The 21,867-nt window shown below is 67.0% G+C and carries 22 protein-coding genes; 10 read left to right on the top strand and 12 right to left on the bottom strand.

Annotated features, from left to right (window positions below):
- Window positions 1–32: 32 nt before the first annotated feature.
- Both IEX47_RS02355 and IEX47_RS02350 read left to right on the top strand, forming a co-directional pair.
- On the top strand, window positions 33–842 hold the full coding sequence (locus tag IEX47_RS02355; protein WP_188782366.1) for an inositol monophosphatase family protein: 810 nt from the start codon (window positions 33–35) through the stop codon (window positions 840–842).
- Window positions 843–891: 49 nt separating this feature from the next.
- On the top strand, window positions 892–1,905 hold the full coding sequence (locus IEX47_RS02350) for a putative endonuclease domain-containing protein (protein ID WP_188782365.1): 1,014 nt from the start codon (window positions 892–894) through the stop codon (window positions 1,903–1,905).
- Window positions 1,906–1,915: 10 nt separating this feature from the next.
- Here IEX47_RS02350 and IEX47_RS02345 read toward each other — a convergent pair whose 3' ends face one another.
- Window positions 1,916–2,536, bottom strand: a complete 621-nt coding sequence (locus IEX47_RS02345) for a class I SAM-dependent DNA methyltransferase (protein WP_188782364.1) — start codon at window positions 2,534–2,536, stop codon at window positions 1,916–1,918.
- A gap of 402 nt (window positions 2,537–2,938) precedes the next feature.
- Here IEX47_RS02345 and IEX47_RS02340 point away from each other — a divergent pair, with 402 nt between their 5' ends.
- From IEX47_RS02340 to IEX47_RS02305, 8 genes are all read left to right on the top strand, one after another.
- Window positions 2,939–3,535 carry a sigma-70 family RNA polymerase sigma factor gene (locus IEX47_RS02340; protein ID WP_188782363.1) on the top strand — a complete coding sequence of 199 codons (597 nt, stop codon included), beginning with the start codon at window positions 2,939–2,941 and terminating at the stop codon, window positions 3,533–3,535.
- Window positions 3,532–4,200 (top strand): hypothetical protein, encoded by a 669-nt coding sequence (locus IEX47_RS02335; protein WP_188782362.1) that lies wholly within the window; start codon window positions 3,532–3,534, stop codon window positions 4,198–4,200. Before IEX47_RS02340 ends, IEX47_RS02335 begins: the two co-directional genes overlap by 4 nt.
- Window positions 4,197–5,228 (top strand): ImmA/IrrE family metallo-endopeptidase, encoded by a 1,032-nt coding sequence (locus IEX47_RS02330; RefSeq protein ID WP_188782361.1) that lies wholly within the window; start codon window positions 4,197–4,199, stop codon window positions 5,226–5,228. The genes IEX47_RS02335 and IEX47_RS02330 overlap by 4 nt, the downstream gene beginning before the upstream one ends.
- An 83-nt stretch (window positions 5,229–5,311) precedes the next feature.
- Window positions 5,312–5,467 carry a hypothetical protein gene (locus IEX47_RS02325; RefSeq protein ID WP_188782360.1) on the top strand — a complete coding sequence of 52 codons (156 nt, stop codon included), beginning with the start codon at window positions 5,312–5,314 and terminating at the stop codon, window positions 5,465–5,467.
- 89 nt (window positions 5,468–5,556) lie between these two features.
- Window positions 5,557–5,796, top strand: a complete 240-nt coding sequence (locus IEX47_RS02320; protein ID WP_188782359.1) for a hypothetical protein — start codon at window positions 5,557–5,559, stop codon at window positions 5,794–5,796.
- Window positions 5,797–5,806: 10 nt separating this feature from the next.
- The gene (locus IEX47_RS02315; RefSeq protein ID WP_188782358.1) at window positions 5,807–6,157 is read left to right on the top strand and encodes a hypothetical protein; all 351 of its coding nucleotides are present in this window, start codon (window positions 5,807–5,809) and stop codon (window positions 6,155–6,157) included.
- On the top strand, window positions 6,154–7,635 hold the full coding sequence (locus IEX47_RS02310) for a HesA/MoeB/ThiF family protein (protein WP_188782357.1): 1,482 nt from the start codon (window positions 6,154–6,156) through the stop codon (window positions 7,633–7,635). Before IEX47_RS02315 ends, IEX47_RS02310 begins: the two co-directional genes overlap by 4 nt.
- A 318-nt stretch (window positions 7,636–7,953) precedes the next feature.
- Window positions 7,954–8,949: a hypothetical protein gene (locus IEX47_RS02305; protein ID WP_188782356.1), complete on the top strand. Its 996-nt coding sequence runs from the start codon at window positions 7,954–7,956 to the stop codon at window positions 8,947–8,949.
- Between the two features lie 84 nt (window positions 8,950–9,033).
- Here IEX47_RS02305 and IEX47_RS02300 read toward each other — a convergent pair whose 3' ends face one another.
- The 11 genes from IEX47_RS02300 to IEX47_RS02250 form a co-directional block, all read right to left on the bottom strand.
- Window positions 9,034–9,249: a helix-turn-helix domain-containing protein gene (locus tag IEX47_RS02300; protein WP_188782355.1), complete on the bottom strand. Its 216-nt coding sequence runs from the start codon at window positions 9,247–9,249 to the stop codon at window positions 9,034–9,036.
- Window positions 9,246–12,368: a type I restriction endonuclease subunit R gene (locus tag IEX47_RS02295; protein WP_188782354.1), complete on the bottom strand. Its 3,123-nt coding sequence runs from the start codon at window positions 12,366–12,368 to the stop codon at window positions 9,246–9,248. The genes IEX47_RS02300 and IEX47_RS02295 overlap by 4 nt, the downstream gene beginning before the upstream one ends.
- Window positions 12,365–13,510 (bottom strand): restriction endonuclease subunit S, encoded by a 1,146-nt coding sequence (locus tag IEX47_RS02290; protein WP_188782353.1) that lies wholly within the window; start codon window positions 13,508–13,510, stop codon window positions 12,365–12,367. The genes IEX47_RS02295 and IEX47_RS02290 overlap by 4 nt, the downstream gene beginning before the upstream one ends.
- A complete protein-coding gene (locus tag IEX47_RS02285) occupies window positions 13,507–15,453 on the bottom strand; it encodes a type I restriction-modification system subunit M (RefSeq protein WP_188782352.1) in 1,947 nt (648 codons plus the stop codon). The genes IEX47_RS02290 and IEX47_RS02285 overlap by 4 nt, the downstream gene beginning before the upstream one ends.
- 158 nt (window positions 15,454–15,611) lie before the next feature.
- Entirely contained in the window at window positions 15,612–16,214 is a 603-nt protein-coding gene (locus IEX47_RS02280; RefSeq protein WP_188782351.1) for an ATP/GTP-binding protein, read from the bottom strand.
- Window positions 16,215–16,483: 269 nt separating this feature from the next.
- Window positions 16,484–17,050, bottom strand: a complete 567-nt coding sequence (locus IEX47_RS02275; RefSeq protein WP_188782350.1) for a hypothetical protein — start codon at window positions 17,048–17,050, stop codon at window positions 16,484–16,486.
- Window positions 17,047–17,322 carry a hypothetical protein gene (locus IEX47_RS02270; RefSeq protein WP_188782349.1) on the bottom strand — a complete coding sequence of 92 codons (276 nt, stop codon included), beginning with the start codon at window positions 17,320–17,322 and terminating at the stop codon, window positions 17,047–17,049. Before IEX47_RS02270 ends, IEX47_RS02275 begins: the two co-directional genes overlap by 4 nt.
- Window positions 17,323–17,345: 23 nt before the next feature.
- Complete coding sequence (locus tag IEX47_RS02265; RefSeq protein ID WP_188782348.1) at window positions 17,346–20,576, bottom strand: LysM peptidoglycan-binding domain-containing protein; 3,231 nt, start codon at window positions 20,574–20,576, stop codon at window positions 17,346–17,348.
- Complete coding sequence (locus IEX47_RS02260; protein ID WP_229662554.1) at window positions 20,573–21,022, bottom strand: TadE/TadG family type IV pilus assembly protein; 450 nt, start codon at window positions 21,020–21,022, stop codon at window positions 20,573–20,575. Before IEX47_RS02260 ends, IEX47_RS02265 begins: the two co-directional genes overlap by 4 nt.
- Window positions 21,022–21,474, bottom strand: a complete 453-nt coding sequence (locus tag IEX47_RS02255) for a TadE/TadG family type IV pilus assembly protein (RefSeq protein WP_188782346.1) — start codon at window positions 21,472–21,474, stop codon at window positions 21,022–21,024. Before IEX47_RS02255 ends, IEX47_RS02260 begins: the two co-directional genes overlap by 1 nt.
- Window positions 21,471–21,866: a TadE/TadG family type IV pilus assembly protein gene (locus tag IEX47_RS02250; protein WP_188782345.1), complete on the bottom strand. Its 396-nt coding sequence runs from the start codon at window positions 21,864–21,866 to the stop codon at window positions 21,471–21,473. Before IEX47_RS02250 ends, IEX47_RS02255 begins: the two co-directional genes overlap by 4 nt.
- Window position 21,867 lies beyond the last annotated feature (1 nt).

Genomic DNA, 21,867 nt, shown 5'->3' with positions numbered 1-21,867 from the left:
TGGACCGCCCACGAATGAGGAGTACCTCGACGATGCCAAGCGACCACACCGATGTCGAGGTCGCGTTGGCAGCAGCTGCAGCCGGTGCCGCCGCAGTCAGGAGCCGGTACGGCACCGACCTGGCGCAGCTCGCGAAGTCGCCAACTGACTTCGCGACCGAGGCCGATCTCGCCGCCGAGGAGGAGATCCACCGCGTCATCTCGGCCGCACGACCCAGCGACGGGTTCGAGGGGGAGGAGACCGGGACGAAGGCCGGCCATAGCGACCGGCGCTGGCTTGTCGACCCCTTGTGCGGGACCCTGAACTTCGCTGCCGCGACGCCGCTTGCGGCGGTCAACGTCGCTCTCGACACCCCGGTCGGTGTCACGGCCGCGGTCTCCGCTGATCCGATTGCGAACGAGTTCTTCTGGACCGATGGCTCGGGCGCCTGGGTGCGGCACGGCGGCACGGATCGGCTGCTGGAACCATCTCCGCGCTCCCTGATCGTCGACGTGAACTGCGACGGCAAACGCGACGCCTTGTTCGTCGGCGCACAGCTGATCGCCGACCAAGCCTTCCGTGACGTCTTCGCCCCACGCGTGCTGTCGAGCACCCTCGCCGTCGCCTGGGTCGCAGCTGGGCGCCGGGCGGCCTACGTCACCGACGGACACCTGGCGGGCAGCGTGCACTTCGCCGCCGGGATCGCGATTTGCCAGGCTGCCGGCTGCATCGTCACAGACTTCGCCGGCGACCCCGTCCACACCGGTCGTGGCCTCATCGCCGCCGCTGACCAGGCCACTCATCGTCAGCTCGTCGAGCTCCTCGGCCCGCACCTGGAGAAGCTGCACGCTCAAAACGGCTGACCCGGTTGGATGAACCACGTCTGGGGCGTCAAACCACAGACTGGGTCCCGTGGCCGAGTACTTCGACGGATGGTTCCGCCCAACGGAGGTGAACCCGCTGCCGGCCGTCGCGTCGAAGCGCACGCTCACCGCTGCCATCTGCAATGCGCTGATCGATCGGTACACCCGGGCCGCTTTGGAGTCTGTCCTGCCTGAGGAACTCCGACTGGAATGGCGGCGTGAGGGGGCCGAGCCCGGCCAGGCCGAGACGAAACGCGACCTCATCACGGGCTACATCGAGGACTGGTCGATCGCGCAGTTGGCATCCCTCGCGCAACGGCTGAGCACCTACGCCGACCTCTACAAACTCAACCAGGAGCAACTGGCTTCCCTGGTGGACGCATACGAGCAAGGAGACGGCGTACAAGGCAGGACGAAGAACCTGATCTTCGCCAGCACCGGCCCGAAGCCCGACCTGGTGCTCAGGGATGCCGTCAGCAACGACATCGAGGTCGTCGCGAACGGCGACACCTGTCTCATCTACGACCAGCCGTTGCCCGATGGCGGGTTGAAATTCAGCGATCTCGTGGCGTGGTGGGCGGCCCACCCGTCCTGTCCGTCCGACCTCGACGACCCCGGCGTCGCCCGCCATCTGTATCAGCGGCTGGCCGCGTCACTCGCGAGCCCGCCAGAGCTCCTGCTGTTCAGGACCTACTACGCACGGTTCAAGGACAACCCGAACGTCATCGCGCTCGTGCCGCAGGTCTATCTCCACTACGACCCGCTCGACCAAAGAACCCGCCGGGCATCGGTGAACGGTGCACCTCTCGCGCGCCAGCGGATGGACTTCCTCATGCTGTTCAGCGACCGCAAACGCGTCGTCATTGAAGTCGACGGCAAGCAGCACTACGCCGTCGGCGAAACCGCCACCCCTCGGCTCTACTCCGAGATGGTCGCCGAGGACCGACGGCTCAAGATCGCCGGATACCAGGTCTTCCGATTCGGCGGGTACGAACTCGGACAGCCAGGCGCGGAGACGATGCTCAACGAGTTCTTCGACGAGGTCCACGCGCGGATGAGCTGAGCGTCTGGGACTAGCGGCCCAAAGCCGCGGTCCGCCTGGCACGCAGCCCGCCGTGTGTGCGTCGTGCGCCGGGGTCTGTGCGGGTCTCTGCGTGCTCGACGGTGAAGCCGTGCGGGTGAAGCAGATCTGTCAGCGCCTCCGCGGACCAGTAGTACGCCGTCGTAACCGCGTGCTCAAACGCGACTCCGGGGTCGCCCGCGAAGAAGCCGAGCAGGAGCGAACCGCCTGGCGCGAGAGTGCGTGCGAACTCCTCCAGGATCTGGGGCAGGTCCGTCGGCGGGGTGTGGATGATCGAGTACCAGGCCAGGATGCCGTCCTGGGATCGCGACGCGACCGGGAGAGCGGATAGGTCGCCGGCGATGAATCGGTTTCCTGGGAAGCGATCTCGTGCGGACTCGAGGAATCGAGTCGACCTGTCGATCCCCAAGACGTCCCGGCGACCACGCTCAGACAGCACGTCGGTCCAGTGCCCTGGACCACAGCCAGCGTCCAGCAGTCGGCCTGCCGTGCTGTCGCGCCACTGCTCGATGGTGGCCCGATCTCGGTCCGCCATCTGGTGGAGCGAGCCCAGCTTCTCGACGTACTCGTCGGCACGGGAGTCGTACGCCTCCGCGACCTCGGCTCGTGGCACCAGCCGAGGCTACCGGTGGGCACGCGCCCTTGCGCGCACCCCCTCTCGCGCGTCCGAACCTTGTCCGGCCAGTGCCACGAGGCTCTACTCGCCAAGGTTCACCGCGGGCGCCTCAGCAACCTTCGCGGCATCTCGACAGATGTCGAGATGCAGCGAACGTTGAACAATTCGAATCTTGTTCAAAGAGCACTGGGCCGCTGGACTTAACGCGGCCGACATTCGCGGCACGCGGACCAGCAAGTTCGGGGCATTGCGTCGAACGACAGCCCCCGGGTTGCCCAACGCCGCCCAACGCCCGGGGGGTCACGCGTACGACGTGCCTGGCGTTAACAGGCGAAGTGCCGGCCTCGACTACCTGCCAGAACTAGCATTCGAGATCCGAGGGCCCTCGAGGGGTTGAGAATGGAACCACAACAACAGGCATCAAAGGCCGAGGCGCCCAGTGTCGGCCCGGACCTCGCTGCGGTGTACCTGGAGCACCGCGAAACCATGTACCGCCTCGCCTTCGGCATGCTGCGCACCGATCGGCACAACCGGGCCGAGGACGTGATCGGTGAGGTGATGATGTCGATGGTCAAGAACCCACCACGCCAGGAGGTGCGCAACTGGGAGGCGTTCTTGGTCCGAGCGGTCCAGAACAAGATCCGGGACCTGTGGAAGTCGGCCGCGCACCGTCACGAACAGCTCGTGATCGACGAGGCCACCCCCCTCGAGGACGAGCGGCACGGCGGCGACCAGGTCGAAGACGACCCCGCTTCCGGTGTCGTTGAGCTGATCGGACGTCACCACAGGGTGCAGACCGTGCAGGATGCGCTGGTCGAACTGGAGGCATGGGACCACCAGGCGGCCCACGTTCTGTGGCAGTGCGCGGGGCTGGAGCGGTCCTCCCAGGAGGTCGCCGACGAGCTCGGGGTGTCCAGCTCCCGGGTCAGGCAGATCTCGGCGAAGGCGAGGAAGGAATTGATCAAGATCTTGGGGGCGAAGGAGGTGGACCTATGAACGAAGAGACCGACCGACTGCTGGAGCAACTGCTGGAAGAACCACCTGGCCCGCGGCGCGAGCAGATGCTCATGCGACTCGACGGCGACCAGCGCGAGCAGATCCGGGCGCTGCTCGATGCCGGCGACCTGGTGTGGGAGGCAGCACACACCGCCCCTCCCCTGGAGGAGGATCCCGTCGCCGCGATGCTGGGCGTGGTGCCGGACCCCGGCTTCCAGCTCGACGCCGCCGCTCTCGTGCGCGCCTGCAAGGCAAGCAGCGTCAAGCCCACGGCGTTGGCGGCCCGACTGAGTGCACGCGGGTGGCAGGTGGACACCACCGACGTGTTCCGGTGGCAAACACGTGCCGCGCCGGACGTTCCCCCGGCGCTGATCAAGGCGATCGCCGAAGAGGTGCGCATCGACCCTGATCGTCTGGTTGCAAAGGCTGAGCCGAAGCCAAACACGCTCCGCGCGGTGGCCGAGGATGTCGCAGCAACACCACGCTTTCGTGACCTCGCTCAGCGGTTCGCGCAGATCCAACGGATGTCCCCAACCATGGCGGTATCGGCCCTGCAGTCACGGATGCTGGCCACGGTTCACCGTGGAGACGAGCCCGACAAGGAGCAGATGCTGGCGTCGGTGGAGGAGCTCGTCCGCGCCCTGGAGGCGAACCAGGGCCAATGAGAACGATCGAGGAGTGCGTCGAGGCCGCCCTCGCGGTTCTCACGCCGCAAGTTCGCGTCGGATTCGCCGCCGACCCGATCACGGTGCTCCGCGACGGACTTGACCTGAAGGTCCAGCAGGCCCCGCACCTCGCGCAGCGACGCGGTGATGGCGGGGCCTGCGACGGCGTCTCCTTCCTCCAGGACCGGGTGATCCTCTTTGCGCCCACTCCCTACAGCCGCCGGGAGAACTTCACCCTGGCCCACGAGCTGGGCCACTGGCTGGTGACCCAGACCCCGCCGGTCTACGACTGGCTCTTCGAGCAGCCTGAACCGAACCAGGAGCTCGAGACGGTCTGCGACGGCATCGCCCAACGGCTGCTGTTGACCCAGTCGTCCATCGACCAGGTCGTCCAGGCCGGGCCCGTGCAGGCCCGGCACGTCCTCGACCTCTATGAGCACAGCAACGCCAGCATCCCCGCGTGTGCGATCGCCCTCGCCGCGCGACTGCCAGGGCTCGGCGCCGTAGTGATCGTCGAACACCCCGGCCCCCCGGATCCGGCAGTCGTGGCCTACGCGAGCATCCGCCCAGACCCGGAACGGGGCTGGCCCAAGGTCTACCCGTGGCCCGGACAGGACGTCCCGGCTGGCCACCCGCTCCACCACGTTCGCGCAGGCGGATCCATCCGGAGGCGCAGCTTCTGGGCGATGCCGTGGGGCGAGCGGGCCGACTTCTACCTCGACGCCGTCGAGGTCCGCGGACGGTGGATCGCCGTGCTCGCCGACACTGACCTGTGGGGCGCCGAAAGGTTCCACCCCAACACGGCGCGTGAGTTCGATCAGCGGCCAGAACGCGAGATCCACTGCTGCGGGCAGACCCAGAAGGTCCGTGGATACCCGTGCACGACCTGCGACGAGGCGCACTGCCCGGAGTGTGGAAAGTGTCGCTGCGAGCGCCAGCAGGACGAGCTGATCATGTGTGCCGGCGGCTGTTTCTTGATGTTCCGCCCGAACCTGCTCGTCAACGGCCTGTGCGAGGAGTGCCGCTAACAGGCTTCGCCTCCGCCTCGACTACCTGCTGAGAGGACGCCGGGACCGCCCCGACGACTCTCGGGCAGGAGACGACACCACAGATGGCGAAGAACACCGGCAAGGGCCACCGCGTCGGCGCGGTCAAGGGGCGCAGCGAGTTCAAGGTCAAGGGCACCTGGTTCAAGCGGGACTCGAAGACTGGCCGGATCCTCAACGGCAGCCCGCGGCAGCACAAGGGCGTCCGCAACGAGAAGTAGACCAGCCTCACCTCCGCACCACCGTGCCCTACGACATCACCCATGCGTACGAGCAATCAACCACGAGCAAGTCAGCAAGGAGAACAGTCATGACCAACGACAAGAAGCCGCCCCAAACCATCACCTTCACCGTCGATAACGTCGAGTTCACGGTGAACGAGAAGCACCAGACCGCCGGCGCCATCCTCACCCTCGCGGGCCTGGACCCGGCGATGTACGACCTGGCCAAGCTGCACGGCGATGGTGGGGCGTTCAAGGACGACCAGCAGGTCATCGTCCAGGACGGCGACGACTTCGTCACGGTGCGCGCCAGCGCCCCGGTGGCCTGAGGAGTCCGGGATGGAGCACGGAATCGACGCCATGGTGAGGTGCCTGGAAGCGCTCGGCGCAGCACCCGTGCTCCGTCACGGTTTACTCACCTACACCCTCACTCCCACCCACGGTGCCCGCGCCGGCCAGCCGGTCGAGAGCGGCGTGGCCGAGTCCGAGGCGCAGCTGTGGCCAGCGACCCCGCCCCACTGGGTGCACCTCCCAGCCGACGTCACCATCCCGGCGTCGAACACCGGGGCCTCGCCCCACCCCGGCTGGGTCGGTCACTCCCGCGACATCAAGGGCTGGGCGCAGGAGATCAACCACGGCATGGCCTGGCTCTCCCACGTGCGCAGCGTGATCGCCGGAGCTACCGCATGACCCCGCGGCGTTTCTCGGTCGCGATGACCAAGGCATTCGACGAGACCCTGACGCGGCACCTGATCCGCTCCGACGGCCAGGAGGACCTCTGCCTGGCCATGTACGCACCTTCCACAGGTGCCGAGCGCGACACGGCGCTGCTCCGCGACGCGTGCCTTCCCCTCGAGGGAGAGCGGAAGGTCCACGGCAACGCCAGCGTCACCGGCCGGTACGTCCTGCGAGTCGCACGCCAAGCCCGCAACCTCGGTCTGGGCGTGGTGATCCTCCACTCCCACCCCGGCGGCCGCGGTTGGCAGGAGCTCAGCGACCTCGACGCCGACGCCGAGGCGTCCTATGCCCAACTGGTCGAGCAGGTCACCGGCCAGCCGCTGGTCGGAATAACCCTCGCCGGCAAGGACCACACGTGGTCGGCCCGCCGCTGGAGTGCCGCCGGAAGCGCCGTGGACCACGTCGACGCCGAGAGTGTCCGGGTCCTGGGCGCACGGCTCGAGGTCAGCTGGAACGACCGGTTGGTCCCGGTCCCAGCCCCGATGCCCAGCCAGCTGCGCACCGTTTCGGCATGGGGCGAGCGCCCGCAGGCCGACATGGCGCGTCTGCGTGTCCTGGTGGTCGGTGCCGGCAGCGTGGGTATGGACGTGGCTATCCGGCTGGCCGCGACCGGGATCGAGAAGGTCGCGGTGATCGACTTCGACGTCGTCAAGGAGGTGAACCGCGACCGCCTGGTCGCCGCGACCCGCCGTGACGCCCGGCTCCGGGTCCCCAAGGCCGACGTCGCCGAGCGAGCGTGCCGCAGCGCGGCGACTGCCGCCTCCTTCGAGTTCGGCCGCCACCAGCTCGACGTCACCAGCACCCGGGGCCAGAGCACGGTTCTGGACTACGACGTGATCTTCTCCTGCGTCGACCGGCCATGGCCCAGGGCCGTCCTCAACCAGATCGCGTACACCGACCTGATCCCGGTCATCGACGGCGGGATCGGGATCGACACCTTCGAGACCGGGCAGATGCGTAACGCCACAGTCCGCACCCACATCGTCCGACCCGGCCGTCCCTGCCTGCAGTGCAACGGCCAGCTCGATCCCGCGCAAGTCGCCCGCGACCGACTCGGGTTGTTCGATGACCCGACCTACATCGAGAGGTCCGGCCAGCCCGTGCCCGGGAAGCAGAACGTGGCGATGCTGTCGGCCTCGGTCATGGCCTCGCAGCTGGCACTGTTCGTCTCCCTCGTGGTGGCACCGTCGAAGTTCGGCGAGCCCGGACCGCTCCGCTTCAGCCTCACCACCCACCGACTCGAGCACGTTCAGACCACCACCAGCCCCGCCTGCGTCTACGAGAAGCTCGTGGCCCACGGGGACCAGCGGATCCCCTTGGCTCAGACCGTCGCCGACGCCCCCACCAACGGGTCGATAGCGGTCAGGGCGGTGGTCGGCCTGGTAGCGCGCTACGTCGTCGCGTTGATCAGGTGGACGAGTCGCCGCTAGAGGCCGACGACGGGGACGGCGGGCGCTCCGTGTCCTGCCGCGCTGGGACCTGCTCGACAACCTCCACGGGGGCCGGCGGGACGATCTGTGCGCTGATGCTGATAAGGCCGCAGATCGGCGCACCTACTTTGACGGCCACCCTGGATGGCACTCACTTCGTCAACGATCGGACCGGAACGTCGGTCAATCTTCGCTGCATCTCGACACCTGACTTTGTCGAGATGCGACGAACCTTGAACGACCCGACACTTGTTCCAACAGAACTGGACCCCTGGACTTATCAGTCGAAGCTCGGCGCCAGCGCGTAGCGTCGACAACATGTCGCTGACGAGGCACCTCGACGATCCTGAGAGCGCGGTCCGTCGTCACTTCGAGGTCACGTACCCCCACGTCAAAGAGGTCCGATTCGCGGCGACCTCAGTCCCCGCCTCGTCGATCACGATCGACGGCCGATCCCAGTCGCTTGTCACGCTCGACCGGTTCAACCCAGGCCAGCCCAAGGTGTTGCCAGGAGCCGAGCTGGCAGGGGACAGCCAATTCGACTGGGGTGCGGCCGGAACAGCCTTCGACTACCGAATCCGACTCCTACTGGCCCCCCAGGATCCGGCCGGATTTGTCGCCGCGGCGGGTGCCAGAAATCTCAGGCGCCGCTGGCACAAGCCGTCGTCACCAGCCGCATGGACCGAACTGGTTGAAGCTGTCGCCGACATCCAGACCAGACCGAGCGGCGCTAGCGAGGCAGGCGCGCACCCTTCGTCTACGAGGGCCGCCAGGCTGTGTGGGCTCTTAGCGCTTTACGAACAGCTTTACCGCGTCCCGGAGTCGTACCTGACCCAACACCCGCTCCTCCTTGCCGGCCCCCACGCCGGGCTGGACGAACTCTTGGGACTCGTCGACGATCGGCTCGTCAATGACGTCGCCACCTTGACTCTGCTGTTCACCGAGAGCCAGCCCGAACTCGCCGGCCACCACCAGCAAGTGGTCTCCAACCCCACCTTCGACCGCAGCAGTGACCTCGGCGGCGCGGACGCGGACCTCATCGTCGATGGCACACTGCTCGAGCTGAAGACCGTGAAGACCCCCGCGCTGAACAAGATCACTGTGTGGCAACTCCTGGGCTATCTGCTGGCCGACACCACCGACCGGCAGCGGATTCGTGCGGTCGGCTGGTACTTCTCCCGTCACGGATACCTGTGGAGACTCCCGGTCGAGGAGCTGCTCTCACGGCTGCACGGCGGCAGCCTCGATCTGGCCCGAGCCAGGGAGCAGTTCGCTGACGTCCTCCTCGCCAGTCGTTTGCCCCATGATCGATGAGTTCGCAATCCACGCATCGCTGATGCATACCCCTGCCCGGAGGTGCCGGCCCACGCTCAGGCTGAGGTCGGCCGGCCCAAATTTTCAGCCGCGGTCGGTCAGCTCGAGCGTGAGCCCGAGTGCTTGAGCGATCTTGCCGATGGTGGCTGTCGTGACGTCGCTGTCGGCTTCGACGCGAGCGATCGTCGGGCGAGACAGCCCTGACTTCTGTCCAAGCTGCCCTTGCGACCACCCGCGCTTCTTGCGGGCCTCCCTGATGATCTGGCCGAAGGACGGTCGCGACTGCTCCTCGACGCTCATGACTCCGACGTCTCCGGCGCGCTCCCATCTGAGGCACGGTGATGCCGTGAGTGCAGTGCATCCGCAGCGATGTTCGCGATCTCGGTGATGAACGCGGGGTCCGTCATGTACGACTGGATCTCCTGCGACTCCTGGCACGTCTTGAGCACGGCCAACCCGACGGCGCTGCCGAATCCCTCGGATGCCTTGAGCTGGGCGACGGTGTTGTTCGTCGCCATCGCCACGGCCTCGTCGTTCGCATCGAGGAATCCCCAGAACGTCGTGATGAAGCCGGACACGCTCTCCGGGCTCACGTCGACGCCCTTGGCCTGGAACATCTCGTTGACTTTGTCGATGGCCTCGTCGAGCGGACCGCGCTTGGGCGCAGACGCGCCCTTGTATTCACCGTCGAAGCCCGGGAGCTTGATCCCATCGACGCCGCCCTCGCTCAGCGAGTGATCCTCACCGATGGCCGACGGCACGAACTTCACTCCCGAGAGTTGCACGCCGTCGAGGTAGCTGTCGTCGTAGGCACTGCCGTCGGTGTGGAGATTGCGCGCTAATAGCGTGGCGAGGATCGCGCGGCGGTGCAGCTCGGGGTCCTGGTAGTCGACGATCTGGCTGAGGAATTGCCAGGCATTGCGGTATCCGAGCACGTCGGCGCGGAAGGAATCGAGCGTCTCCTTCTGAGCCTTGTCCTTGGACAGCACCGCCTGCCGCCATTGACCCGTCCAGCGGTTTTTGATTGGCGAGAGGACCTTTGCGATGGCCTCTCCACCGGCATCGCCCAGGAAGGCGTCAGCGACCGCGTCCATCTCCTTGTGGGAATAGAGCCCCGCGGTGTCGAGCCGTTCGCCGATCGTGTAGAGCGCGTTGGGATCGACATCCCCGTCGACGTGGGCGTCGGAGTAGTAGAGCTTGAAGTCCTCCTGGACGCTTGCCGGAGTGTTGCGGAAGTCGACGACCATCGGCGCGGTCTTGCCCGGGTAGATTCGGTTCAGCCGCGAGAGCGTCTGCACCGTGGCGACGCCAGAGAGCTTCTTGTCGACGTACATGGCCAGGAGGCGCGGTTCGTCGAAGCCGGTCTGGAACTTGTTGGCGACGATGAGGACCTTGTAGATGCCCTCCTCGCGGAACGCCTTGCCAACGTCGCTGCGAGCGTTGAGCGAGACCTCGGTGACCGTCTCGCCGGCCTCGTCGGTGAGCGAACCGGAGAACGCGACCAGCGTGCTCATGTCGTTGTAGCCCTGGGCCGCGATGTAGTCGTCCATCTTCCTCGACCAGCTGAGCGCCTCGATGCGCGAGCTCGTCACGACCATCGCCTTCGCCTCGCCGCCGAGCATGTGCATGACGTTCCGCCGGAAGTGCTCGATGACGACGCGGACCTTCTGCGCGATCGCGGTCGGGTGGAGGCGCGCGTAGCGAACGATGTTGGTGACCGCCTCGCCAGTGTTGACGTGGATCTCGCTCTCGGACTCGTCGCCCTCGAGCGTGCTCTTCACTCGGAGGAACATGTCGTAGGTCGAGTAGTTCGTGAGCACGTCGAGGATGAAGCCTTCCTCGATCGCCTGCGCCATCGTGTAGGTGTCGAAGGCCTCCCAGCGGCCGTCACTCTCAGTGCCGAACAAGCGCAGCGTCTTCGCCTTCGGGGTCGCGGTGAGCGCGATGAAGGTGATGTTGCTGGACGCGGCGATGGCCGAGTCCTTGGCCCGCAGCAGGTCGTCAGCGCCGATGTCGTCCTCGTTGGCGTCGAGCTCGACGTCGGCGAGCAGCTCCTTGAGCTGGCGCGCGGTTGCCCCGGACTGCGACGAGTGCGCCTCGTCGGCCACGACCGCCCAGTGCCTGCCCCGCAGCTCCTGGGTGTCCTCAATCAGCTTCATGACCTCGGGGAAGGTCTGCAGGGTGCAGGTGATGATGTGGTCGCCCTCGAGCAGTGCCTTCTTCAGCTGCGGCGACTTAGCCCCGGACTTCTCTCCGACGGCGACGACGAGCCCCTTGCTCGACTGGACCAAGGTCATGTCATCGCGGATGTTCTCGTCGAGCACGGTGCGATCGGTGACGACGATGACGGAGTCGAAGGTCGACTTGGACTCGGCGTTCATGTGGCGGATCAGCCTGTGGCTAAGCCACGCGATCGTCTTCGTCTTCCCCGAGCCGGCCGAGTGCCAGATCAGGTAGCGCTTGCCAGTGCCGTTCGCGTCGATGTCGGCGACCACCCGCTCGACGGCGCGCAGCTGGTGGAACCGCGGGAAGACCAGGCGGCCCTCGTCCCTCCTGCCCGACTTGCCCGGCTCGAAGAGCGCGAAGTCCTTGAGGATGCGCATGAACATCGGGCGGGCGAGGATCTCGCGCCACAGGTAGTTCGTCGAGGAGCCGGTGCCCGACGGCGGGTTACCTTCGTGCCCTTCGTTGCCCTGGTTGAAGGGCAGGAACACCGTGTCCCCACCCTCGAGCTTCGTGGTCATGTATACGAGGTCGTTGGACACCGCGAAGTGCACGAGAGCGCGGCCTGGCGTGAGCAACGGGCGGTTCTTCCCGGGCTTGCGGTCCTCCTTGTACTGCCGGATCGCGTGGTTGACCGTCTGGGTGTTGTCGGTCTTCAGCTCCAACGTCGCCACGGGGAGGCCGTTGGCGGTGAGCACGACGTCGAGAGTCTCGGTGCTCGTGGTGTCGAAGCGAACTTGGCGAAGGATCCGCAGGCGGACCGATGCAGCCGCCTCGACTACCTCGGTGAGGTTGGGGTTCGCCGGCGGGAACGCCATCATCGGCCCGAACTTCGCCGCCGGTCGACCGACCTGGGCGTAGGTGAAGCCCTTGCGCAGCACGCCCAGCAGCCCGCCCACCGGATGACCCGTGGTCGGGTCCATCCTCGTGGCCTTGGCGAGCTCCTTGGTGATGTGCTGGAGCAGCTTGCGCTCAGCGTCGGTCTTCTGCCCGTCGATCAGGTCGCCAGGCACGGCCTTCTCGTACTCGTCCGGGTACTGAGTCCTGAGCCAGTGCAGCACGTCGTCCGGCACCATCGCGAGAGCGACGTCCCAGCCGAGCGGCTTGCCGTCGCTCTCGTACAGCCAGCCGCGTTCGGAGAGTTCCGTGCAGAGGTTGGTCTCGAACTCCAGCTCCATCAGCTGCGCGTGGCTCATGCGACTTCCTTCCGCCCGGTCACCACGTCGGTGATGAGCGCGGTGCGGCGCTCGATGAGCAGTGCTTTCAACTCGGCGACCTTCGCCAGCATGGCGTCGATCTTCTCGGTGACCTCGTCGAGGCGGTCGGCGAGTCGGACCTGCTCGTCGAGAGGGATGTAAGTGATCGGCAACCCGGCGAAGGTCGCCCAGTTTCGGAAGTCGACGGACCGCTGACGGACGGAGAAGGCATAGGCCTCAAGGAATCCGTTCGCGGCCAGCGCTCGCAGCGCCCACGCCATGAACCTCTCGGACGCGAGGGGGGTCGCGGTGCACACGTGGTAGACGGGGCTGACCTTGCCTCGATCCTCCGAGACTCCCACCGCACCTGCGAAGCCGTCGAGGCCGTGAAAGACGAAGTCCCCCGGCTCGACGCCTTGGTATCCCGCCTCACTGAAGGACATGGTGAAGCCCTTTTCACGCCGTCGGGAACGAAGCGCCACCTGACCGTCCCGGAACGCTGTCACGACTCCGTCGTCTGGACGTACTGCGCGAGACCGCTTCGTCAACAGCAGTCCGACGCGTGCGGACGGACCAGGAGAACAGAGCTGGTGACCCAGGGCGACGAGGTTCGTCCTGTGGAGCGTTCGCAGTTGATCAGCGAGCCCGTCCAGCTTGCCGATCATCACGTCGATCTCTCGGGTCTCTCGGTCGAGGAAGTCGGCGATGAGACGCTGGACGTTCGGCGGTGGCACAGCTACGGGGAACGTTGTGAACATCGAACGCCGAAGGGATGCAACTGTGGTCTGCGCTCCGCCATACGAAACCGCGCGCCGGAACTCTGACGAGAAGTACCAGTAGAGGTACCGACCATCGATGCCCTGGAAGTCATGGATCACGTAAACGCGCTGGTGAGCATCGAACTTGCCCTTGATGTGATGGAAGATCTCACCGACCGCGCCATCGCCTGCCGTCAGGATTGCCTCGGTGTCGAAAGTGAAGGTATCGATCGCCAGAGGCTCGGCTGAGCGCACGATGAACGGGTGCTCGCCATCCTCCACCGCGTTGACCGTATCTTTCGATCCGGTTCCGACGGTCGCGAGGTACTGAAGGGCAATCTGCCGCCAGGTCGATGGCATCGAATCGAGCCAGGGGGCGCTCACTCCCTGACCGCCTCGAACATCGTGGCGAGTTCACCCATGAGCCGCTGCACGTCGGCGTCGATCTCTGCGAGTGGACGCGGCTCCTCGGGCACGTAGAAGATCCGCGTAAACGGGATCTCGGTGGCGTGCTTGGCCTTCGTCACGTCCCATTGGGCGTCGGGCGCGAATGGCAGCACCTCGCGCTCCATGTGCTCGGTGACGTCCTCGCTCAGCGGCACGCGTTCGGTGATCTTCCAGCCATCGGCGATAACGGGCTTGCCCTTGCGGTCGACGGCCGGTGGCGCGGAGTCATCGTCCTCCGCCATCGCCTTCATGACGGCGTCGACGAGGCCGAGCGGGGCCGTCAGACCGGCGGCTCTCGCGGCTTCCGGGAAGACCTTCGGTAGATCGTTCCAGGACGTGCCGTCAAGCTCCTTCAGAACCGCGAGGTGCCCGTCCGTGAAGTCTCGGCGTGCGCGCAGCGTCTCGACGGCCGCATCGCTGAAGCGCGTCGCGAACCGGGCCTGCTTGTAGACGGGTACGTCCCGGAACATGAAGTCCTCGGGAGTCATCACGCGCGAGATCGTGGGATCGGCATGCTCGAACGCCTTGTACGCCTCGAGCACCACGTCCCGGTTGTTCTTGCTCATCTCTCGGCGCTTCTCGCCCATGGGCTTGCGCATGGACCTCCACTGTCCGGAGCCGTCGATGAGCTGGATCTTTCCCTTGCGCTCCGGATCCTTGTTCCGGTCGAGGATCCAGACGTAGGTCCCGATTCCTGTGCCGTAGAACATGCTGTTCGGCAGCGCGACGATCACATCGATGAGGTCTTCTTCGAGCAGCCACTGGCGGATCGCATTCGGGCCCTTGTCACTCGCGAACAGAGGCGATGCGTTGGAGACCACTGCGGCGCGGCCGCCCTGGCCGTTCTTGTCGGCCGGGCTGAGCTTCGAGGCACAGTGCGCGAGGAACAGCATCTGGCCGTCCGTGGTGCTCGGCAGACCGTGGCTGAAGCGCGAGCCGGGCACCTTGGCCTGTTCACGGACGGATTTCTGGTCGGCAGACCAGTCCTTGCCGAACGGCGGATTGGAGAGCACGTAGTCGAACGTCTGGCCCTCGTAGAGGTCTTCGACGAGGGTGTTGCCCTGCTTGATCGCTTCCGGACGACCACCCTGGATGAGCAGGTCGGCCTTGCCGAGGCCGAACGCAGCAGGCATCAGCTCCTGACCGTAGAGCGTGATGTCGATCTTCTCGTTCATGTCCCTCAGCGCGTCCTGAGCAACGAGCAGCATGCCGCCTGACCCTGCGGTCGGGTCATAGATCGAGCGGAGGGCGTTCTCGCCGGCGAGCGTGTCGTCGTCGTTGGTGATGAGGATGTCGACCATGAGCCTGATCGCATCGCGCGGGGTGTAGAAGGCCCCCGCGGCCTTGCCCTTCTTGTTGAAGGCGCGATACATGACGTCCTCGAAGACGTCGCCCATTGCGGTGTCGGCGAGGCCGGCCGGGGAGAGGTCGAGGGTCGAAAAGTGCTTGACCACGGCGTGCAGGCGGTTGGCGTCGGCGAGGATCTTCGCTCGCCTGGCGAAGTCGAAGGCGACCCAGATGTCCGCGATGTTGTGCGAGAACCCTGCCACGTAACTCTGCAACGACTTGTCGACGTTGTCGTCGACCGAAGCGATGGTGGCGAGGTCGAGCGGCGAGACGTTGTAGAAGCTCAGCCCGAACTTGTCCTTGACCGCGATGTCGATCAGATGCGGGGGAAGGGCGCCTAGCGAGGCGACGAACTTGGTCACCTCTTCCTTCGTGCCGGCGAGCATGCACTCCAGGCGGCGGAGCACGGTGAACGGCAGGATGAAGTCCCCGTAGTCCTCTTCCTCGACCACGTCCCGCAGGAACTTGTCCGCCGTGTCCCAGACGATGCGTGCGGTCGTCGCCGTCACGGTTGCCGCGGTCGGTTCTGCCATGCTCGCTCGTTCCTCGATCCCCGTGCTTGATGTATCAGGAACATTACACAGATCCGTGTATCAGGAAGGTGACATTCGCAATGTCGCCGACCTACGGGATGAAGGCGAGCTCCGCTAACCGGCGTCTGGCAGAAGTTGGCACGCGTTGCCGAAGCCGCTCACTGCGTGAGCACCTGGGCCTCCCCGATGCGGATCGGGAGCGGCTCGGTGGTCAGGTCGAACTCGATGGTTCCGGACTGACCGCCACCGGTCCACTCGACGACCCAGTGGCTGGTGGCGGTGACCTGGTACGCCCCGTCGGGCTGGTCGTCCGACATCTTCGCGTAGCGGTGCCCGCAGGTCGGGGAGGCCTGCTTGCCGTAGTGATCGGCGTACGGCGTGCCCTTGCCGGTGCAGTTCACCTTCGTCCCGTCCCCCATGTCCCACACGATGCTGGAGACGTTGGCCGTTGCGCTGACCGAGACCGTTCCTTCGCTCGCGGACGCACTGATCGGACCGAACGTGACGTCAGTCGGCTGGTCGACCCACATCCACACCGGCAGGCCGACCAGGCCGGCGCGGTTAGCTGCGGACTCGGGAACGATGCCGATCTCGATCGGGTCCAGGTTCATCGAGGCGATCGCTCGCTGGGCGAGGACCACCGGGTCGATGCCGACCTCGCCGGTCAAGATCCACATGTACTCCCACGACGATCCCGGCGGCGGGAAGTAGCAGACATGCCACCAGCCGTCCTCCTTGGTCTGACCCTCGGGTGGGACCAAGTCGTCCGGGCCCCTCTCCCCGATCCAGCACCCGTACTTGCTGCTCCACACCGACCCCTCAGGACCTGTGCACGGAATCTCTTTCCCGTCGTACTTGCAGGTCGAGGAGCCGCCCGTGTGGGTGCCCCCGTCGTTGCCATCGTCTTCGTCTTCGCACACGACTTCGCCGGTCTCTTCGTCGACGTCACAGTCAGCGATCGCAGAGGGCGCCACGGCGACTACGACTACGAACGACGCGCCCAGCATCGCCAGCAGCGCAAGAAGGCGCCTCAGCATGACTGGTCCCAGAGCAGATCAGATTCGGACACCTTCCATGTGCCCTTGTCCTTGACCAGCGTGTACTTCACCGGCGCCGGGTTGCGGAGAGGGTTGCCGTCCGGTGCCTTGTAGTCGGGCGTGCGGACCTTGCCCTTGACCTTCACGGTGACTCCCGAGCGGTCCTCGCAGTCCGTGATCTCGATCGAGTTGCCGCGATTGCGCGGTTCCCCGATCGTGTGGACGTAGTTCCCGGTCTTGGTGACGTCAGCCATCGTCATGTCCACGACCGCCTCCTGCAGTTCAAGGAACTCCCCTCCGGTCGCGACGGGATTGAGGGTCTTGAAGTCGATGGTCCGCTTCGCATAGGCAACGTCGCGGACCTCGAGGTAGGTCTGCAGCTGGGCCGCTGCCTTCTCCTCGGTGGTCTTCGGCGTGGGCGAGGCGCTGGTGGGCGTCTCGCTCGGTGTCGCGGTGGGCGTGTCGGTGGCGTCGGGTTCGGTGCCGTCGTCCGAGCAGCCCGTGAGGGTCAGGGAGAGGGCGAGGGCCACTCCCCCAAGTACGGAGTGGTGCTTCCTCATTCGGTGTCTCCTCCTGTGTTGGGTGGCGCCATGACGGATCGCTGGCTGACGTCGTCGGCGATGTGCTCGAGGTGTTCTTCGGCGGCGTCGACGAGCTCGGCCAGCGAGCCGTTGTCGGCTGGGTCGATGCCGAACTTCTTGTCGGCGTTGTAGAGGGCGCGGACGGTGTCGCGGACGAAGACGGCCCGGGCTACGCGGCGGGCGTCGAGGTCGGGTCGGTCGCCGCCGGCCGCGACGTAGCGGCCGGTGAGTTCCTGGTTGAACGTGGTCATGTGCTGGGTGCTCCCTTCCCGAGTCAGCTCGCGAGCCAGCCGTGGGTACTGATGATGGTCTTCGTACGCTCCGACAGTTCCAACGGGGCGTCGCCGTCGTCGGACCGGTTGCAGATCTCCTCGCGGAGGATCCGGTCGGCCTCAAGTTGGTCGCCCTCGGCCTTCAAGACGTGCGCCAGGCACAGGCGGGTGCTCTCTGCGTCGGAGTCGACCCGGTTGACGACGTAGGCCGCGGAGCGGGCCTTGACCAGGTCGTCGGCGGCCAGCGCCTCTGTGACGACGATGAGCGCGACGTCGGCGATCCAGCGCGGGGCCATCTGATCAACGCGGTTGTTCTCCTGGATCAACCACTCCCAGCCGTCTACCCGCTTCTGGCTGAACGGCGGGGCCTCTCCGACGAGCTCGAGGGCGGCGCAGAGGTCCGCGAGACCTTCGGCTCCTCCTCGTGCCTGGCCGCGCTTGCGGAGCCGCCTGAACAGGTCGAGGTCGACGAGCAGGCCGTCGTCGACCTGGTAGACGTTGACGCCGGTGAGCTTCTTGGCGGGTGCCTTGTCGGCGTAGGGCAGGTGCTTCTCACCGGTTTGGGGGTTGGTGCCGAGCCAGTCGCGGACGATGTTGGTGTAGTCGCGCACCTTGCCATCGGAGATGGAGAAGGCCGTTTCGATCTGCTCGCGGGTAGCACCGTTCTCGCGGTGCAGCGCGAGGTAGGCGAGGAGCTCGATGAAGTAGTCCTTGCGCTTGGCCAGGGGCTTGCCGTAGGCGCGGGCCGTGACGGGGCCGAGCAGGGTGAGTCGGGGCCGTTTGCAGTCGGTGGAGAACCAGTCGGCGATGTCCTGGTCGAGGGTGGGATCCTTCTTCTCGACCTCGGCGCGGACGTGGTCGGGGACCTTGGGCGCGAGCGCGTCGAGGTCCTCCTGGACGACCGGGCTCTCGCGAATGTAGTCCTCGTCGTCGCCATCCAGGAGGGAGGCCAGTGGCTCGTCGACGGCGCCGGCGGGGGTGCTGCGGGGCAGGGTGTACTCGCGGCGCAGGGCGCCAGAAGAGTCGGTGTAGGCCTCCCAGCCGTCGGTGGCAGTCTCGTCCACGGGCATGTCGACGTACTCCGGGGTGTCGCTATGTGCGTAGACCAGGGCGCAGCCGCGGGCCTCGTCGCTGGTGAGGCCGACGGCGATGAGGTTAAGGCCGGCGTGTTCGAGGACGACGCGGCCGGTGTTCGTCATGTGCAGGACGGCGCCCAGCGTGTTGGGGCGTTCGCCGGCGACGACGATGGAGGTGGCGGACTGCCCGACGTGGTCGTTGACCAGCTGCAGCAGCTGCTCGAGGTCATCGGGTTCTCCGGCTGCCGCGTCGAGCAGCAGCATCCGGGCGGGCCAGGTGTCGTCGTCGACGGTACCGGTGCGTGCCGTGGACACGTCGGTGTTGTGTCGCTTGGCTCGGTCGACCGTGGTGACGGCGGCCGCGAGGGCTTCGGCGGTCGCGGGCGACCCGGCTGCTCCGGTCGGGTAGTAGCTGATCCGCTCGTCCATGGCGACGGCTTCCTCAGCCACACCGATGCAGTCGACCTGCACGCGCCGCGACCACGGGTTGAAGGCCAGCTGCGCGGCGAGGTGGCGGGCGAAGTCCCGGCTGTAGGTCGGGTCGCCGCTGATGGTGAGGGTGGACAGCTCCTCGCAGTTGAGCAGCCACGTCTCGCCGGTGTCGCTCATGCCGATGGTGGCCAGGAGCGGATAAGGCGGCTCAACGTTGCCGGTGTCGGGGCCGAGCTCGTCGACGGCGGTGTCCGTGCTGACGTGCCAGTGGGTCTGGTCCGGGCTGCCTACCCAGGGGGCCGGGACGGCGGCCGGCGCGCTGAGATGCAGGGTCAGCTTGCCGTCCGCGAGCTCTACGGCCGCGAGCGGCGGCATCGTGGTGCCCTGCGCGCCGACGGCGGCCGCGAGCCGGCGCAGCGCTTCGTCGGCGAACTCCACGGTTGCCGCGGCCGCGGCACCGGTTGCGTTCAGGGTCATCTCGACCGGCGCGAGCTCCGGAGGCGGGGCGGCGATCGCGCGGCCGGGCGGCCGGTTCCGGTATCCGGCGCGGCGACGAGACCGCAGGGCCATGAGCAGTGCTCCGGACAGCAGGACGCCCCCGCCGGTCAGACCAGCGAGGACCCACGGCGCGTCGAGGATCGAGTCGTCAGCGTCGTCGACCTGGTCGACTTCCGCGGCCGGTGCAGTGGGCTCCTCGGCCTGGGGGGGTGCGACGTCGGGCACGGCCGTCTCGGGCACCTCGGACTCCGGGACGACGGGAGGCTCCTCCTCGGCCGGTGGGTCGACCGGAGGCTTCTCTTCGGCCGGCGGGTCGACCGGCTGCTGGTCCTCGGGGCTAGCGGGTGTCTCGGCGCCGGGGATGTTGAGCTTCCAGCCGATGTCGATGACGTCGGGGTCGGTCAGCTGGGCCCCGCCGGGCTGGGTGATGCCGGTGGAGGCCTGGTAGATCTCGGGCCAGCGGTCGGCGTCGCCGAGCTGCTCTTGGGCGATCTCGCTGAGAGTGTCAGTGGGCTGCACGGTGTAGTCGTGCGCCGGACCCCCGTCGTTGAGCGCGGGCAGATTGAGGACCCATCCGGGCTCGAGGAAGCTCGGCTGCTCGCCGAGGAGATCGCGATTGAGCTCGACGAGCTCCTTGTAGCGGGCGCCGTCGCCGAAGTGGTCCTCGGCGATCGACCAAAGGCTCTCCCCCGCCTTCACCGCGTGGTCGACGGTCTTGGGGCCCTTGCGCTCCTGCTTCGTCTCGACCTTGACATCCTGCTGGGCAGGCGCCTGGTCGACGGCACCGGCGGTGACGTGTCCCACCGCCACCGGGGCCGCAGCGGCCGAGCTGATCGTGGATGCCTGCGCGGCGATGGGTGCGGCGATGAACAGCAACGCCGCAAAGCCGATCAGGCCACGGGCTGCGGCCTGCGGCCGACCCAGGCCCGGCAGCTGGGGCGCCTGGACCTTGCGGAGCCGTGCCATGGCCTCCACGACCAGGCTCAGCGCCATGAAGGCCCACGCGACCCAGCCGATCACCTTGAACAGGCCGAGGACGAGCGTGCCGTCGTCGGGCGCCAGAAGCGCGTTCTTGATGCCGTCCAGGGTGGGGATCTGGTCCGGGATGGGGCTGGCACCGATCGCGAGGAACAGTGCGGGCAGCCCGAGGACGATGCCGAGCACGGCGACCGAGGCCGCGAGGCCGGTGAGTCGCTGGCCCAGGGAGGGATGGGTGGGCGTAGTCATCTCTCGATGCCTCCTTCGGCGCGGATGAGCCGCGCGGACGCCTCCCCGGTGACCTGCATGGTGTCCAGGCCGATGATCCCGAGGAACTTGCTGGTGTAGGTGTCGGTGGTGGTGACGATCAGGGTGTCGCCGTCGACGACGCGCGCGGTTCCCTCCACGCCGGCGGCGTGGAGGTAGTCCAAGGCAGCCGCCTTGGCTGCGTAGATGTCGACGCGGAGGTCCTCGCCGCGCACCGCAGTCGAGCCCTGGACCTCCTGGGCGCCGGTGCGGGCGGCCTGGGATGCCGCGCTGCGGGCCTGCTGCTGGGTGTGGACCTTGCCACCGAGGTCGACGGCCATCCCGACGAGGATGATCATCGCGAAGGACGCAGTCGCGAACCAGACGCTGATGGAGCCGCGCTCATCGCGCGAGCGCCGCGTCGTGAGGCTTCGGATGCGGTGGCTCATCATCGGCGCTCCCGGTAGGCGTCGACGGGGCTGCTGGCGGTCGCGGTGATCGTCCGAGTGCCGCGGAGGCCGGGGATGCTCAGGTCCGCGACGTCGACCTTGCAGGTCACGGTGGCGGTCACTTGACCGGTGGTTCCCAACGGGGCGTTGAACGCCGCGGCGTTGACCGTGATGTTGGTGGTCGTGCACTGCAGACCCTGGTCGTTCAGGCTGCTGGTGGCCGCGGACTTTCCGGAGCTGATCGCCTCACTCTGGGTCCGCTCGATCGAGGCCGCGCGGGCTGCCTCGTAGGCGGCTGCGTCCACTGCCTGGTTGGCGATCTCCACGCGGCCGCCGAGAATGATCATCGCCACGAAAAGCCCGAAGGCCGGGACGCCGATCGCGGCCTCGATGGCCACCGATCCGCGCTCGTCCCGGCGCCGTCGTTGGGAATCGTGAACCCACGGGGTCATTCCGTCAGCCTTTCGACCGGGACGCTGGCGCTCTGGGTGACGGTGACGTGCCAGCCGGGGATCACGCTCATGGACTTGCCGGTGACGGTGACCGTGGCGGTGGTCGTGGTCCGTGATCCGGAGACGGTGGTGGAGCTCATCACGTCGGATCCGCCGGCGTCCTGGAGGAACGTGTTCGCCGTGGCCACACCGGCGTCGCGGCTGCCGGTCTCGCTGCCTGCCTCGCGGGCGCCCTCTTGCGCGGCCGCGAGCGCTACCTGCTTCGCGTGGTAGTACAGGGCGCCCTGGAGGCCGAGGAACATCAGCAGGAAGAGCGCGGGCATCAGGAAGACCATCTGGATGGTCACTGACCCGCGCTCGTCCCGGCTGCGGCGATGGAGGCTGGCGAACATG

Origin of the sequence: Nocardioides phosphati (assembly GCF_014646375.1) — a bacterium.
In the GTDB taxonomy this organism is placed as follows: domain Bacteria; phylum Actinomycetota; class Actinomycetes; order Propionibacteriales; family Nocardioidaceae; genus Nocardioides; species Nocardioides phosphati.
Note: the sequence above shows the minus strand (reverse complement) of the source record. Positions and strands in the feature narration are given on the sequence as shown.

Excerpts from the sequence above, each read along its gene's own strand:
- IEX47_RS02255 (WP_188782346.1), bottom strand. The coding sequence starts at position 21,474 with ATGACCCCGTGGGTTCACGATTCCCAACGACGGCGCCGGGACGAGCGC.
- IEX47_RS02295 (WP_188782354.1), bottom strand. The coding sequence starts at position 12,368 with ATGAGCCACGCGCAGCTGATGGAGCTGGAGTTCGAGACCAACCTCTGC.
- IEX47_RS02300 (WP_188782355.1), bottom strand. The coding sequence starts at position 9,249 with ATGAGCGTCGAGGAGCAGTCGCGACCGTCCTTCGGCCAGATCATCAGG.
- IEX47_RS02305 (WP_188782356.1), top strand. The coding sequence starts at position 7,954 with ATGTCGCTGACGAGGCACCTCGACGATCCTGAGAGCGCGGTCCGTCGT.
- IEX47_RS02275 (WP_188782350.1), bottom strand. The coding sequence starts at position 17,050 with ATGAGGAAGCACCACTCCGTACTTGGGGGAGTGGCCCTCGCCCTCTCC.
- IEX47_RS02320 (WP_188782359.1), top strand. The coding sequence starts at position 5,557 with ATGACCAACGACAAGAAGCCGCCCCAAACCATCACCTTCACCGTCGAT.
- IEX47_RS02260 (WP_229662554.1), bottom strand. The coding sequence starts at position 21,022 with ATGAGCCACCGCATCCGAAGCCTCACGACGCGGCGCTCGCGCGATGAG.
- IEX47_RS02265 (WP_188782348.1), bottom strand. The coding sequence starts at position 20,576 with ATGACTACGCCCACCCATCCCTCCCTGGGCCAGCGACTCACCGGCCTC.
- IEX47_RS02250 (WP_188782345.1), bottom strand. The coding sequence starts at position 21,866 with ATGTTCGCCAGCCTCCATCGCCGCAGCCGGGACGAGCGCGGGTCAGTG.
- IEX47_RS02355 (WP_188782366.1), top strand. The coding sequence starts at position 33 with ATGCCAAGCGACCACACCGATGTCGAGGTCGCGTTGGCAGCAGCTGCA.
- IEX47_RS02285 (WP_188782352.1), bottom strand. The coding sequence starts at position 15,453 with ATGGCAGAACCGACCGCGGCAACCGTGACGGCGACGACCGCACGCATC.
- IEX47_RS02335 (WP_188782362.1), top strand. The coding sequence starts at position 3,532 with ATGAACGAAGAGACCGACCGACTGCTGGAGCAACTGCTGGAAGAACCA.
- IEX47_RS02310 (WP_188782357.1), top strand. The coding sequence starts at position 6,154 with ATGACCCCGCGGCGTTTCTCGGTCGCGATGACCAAGGCATTCGACGAG.
- IEX47_RS02325 (WP_188782360.1), top strand. The coding sequence starts at position 5,312 with ATGGCGAAGAACACCGGCAAGGGCCACCGCGTCGGCGCGGTCAAGGGG.
- IEX47_RS02270 (WP_188782349.1), bottom strand. The coding sequence starts at position 17,322 with ATGACCACGTTCAACCAGGAACTCACCGGCCGCTACGTCGCGGCCGGC.
- IEX47_RS02340 (WP_188782363.1), top strand. The coding sequence starts at position 2,939 with ATGGAACCACAACAACAGGCATCAAAGGCCGAGGCGCCCAGTGTCGGC.
- IEX47_RS02330 (WP_188782361.1), top strand. The coding sequence starts at position 4,197 with ATGAGAACGATCGAGGAGTGCGTCGAGGCCGCCCTCGCGGTTCTCACG.
- IEX47_RS02315 (WP_188782358.1), top strand. The coding sequence starts at position 5,807 with ATGGAGCACGGAATCGACGCCATGGTGAGGTGCCTGGAAGCGCTCGGC.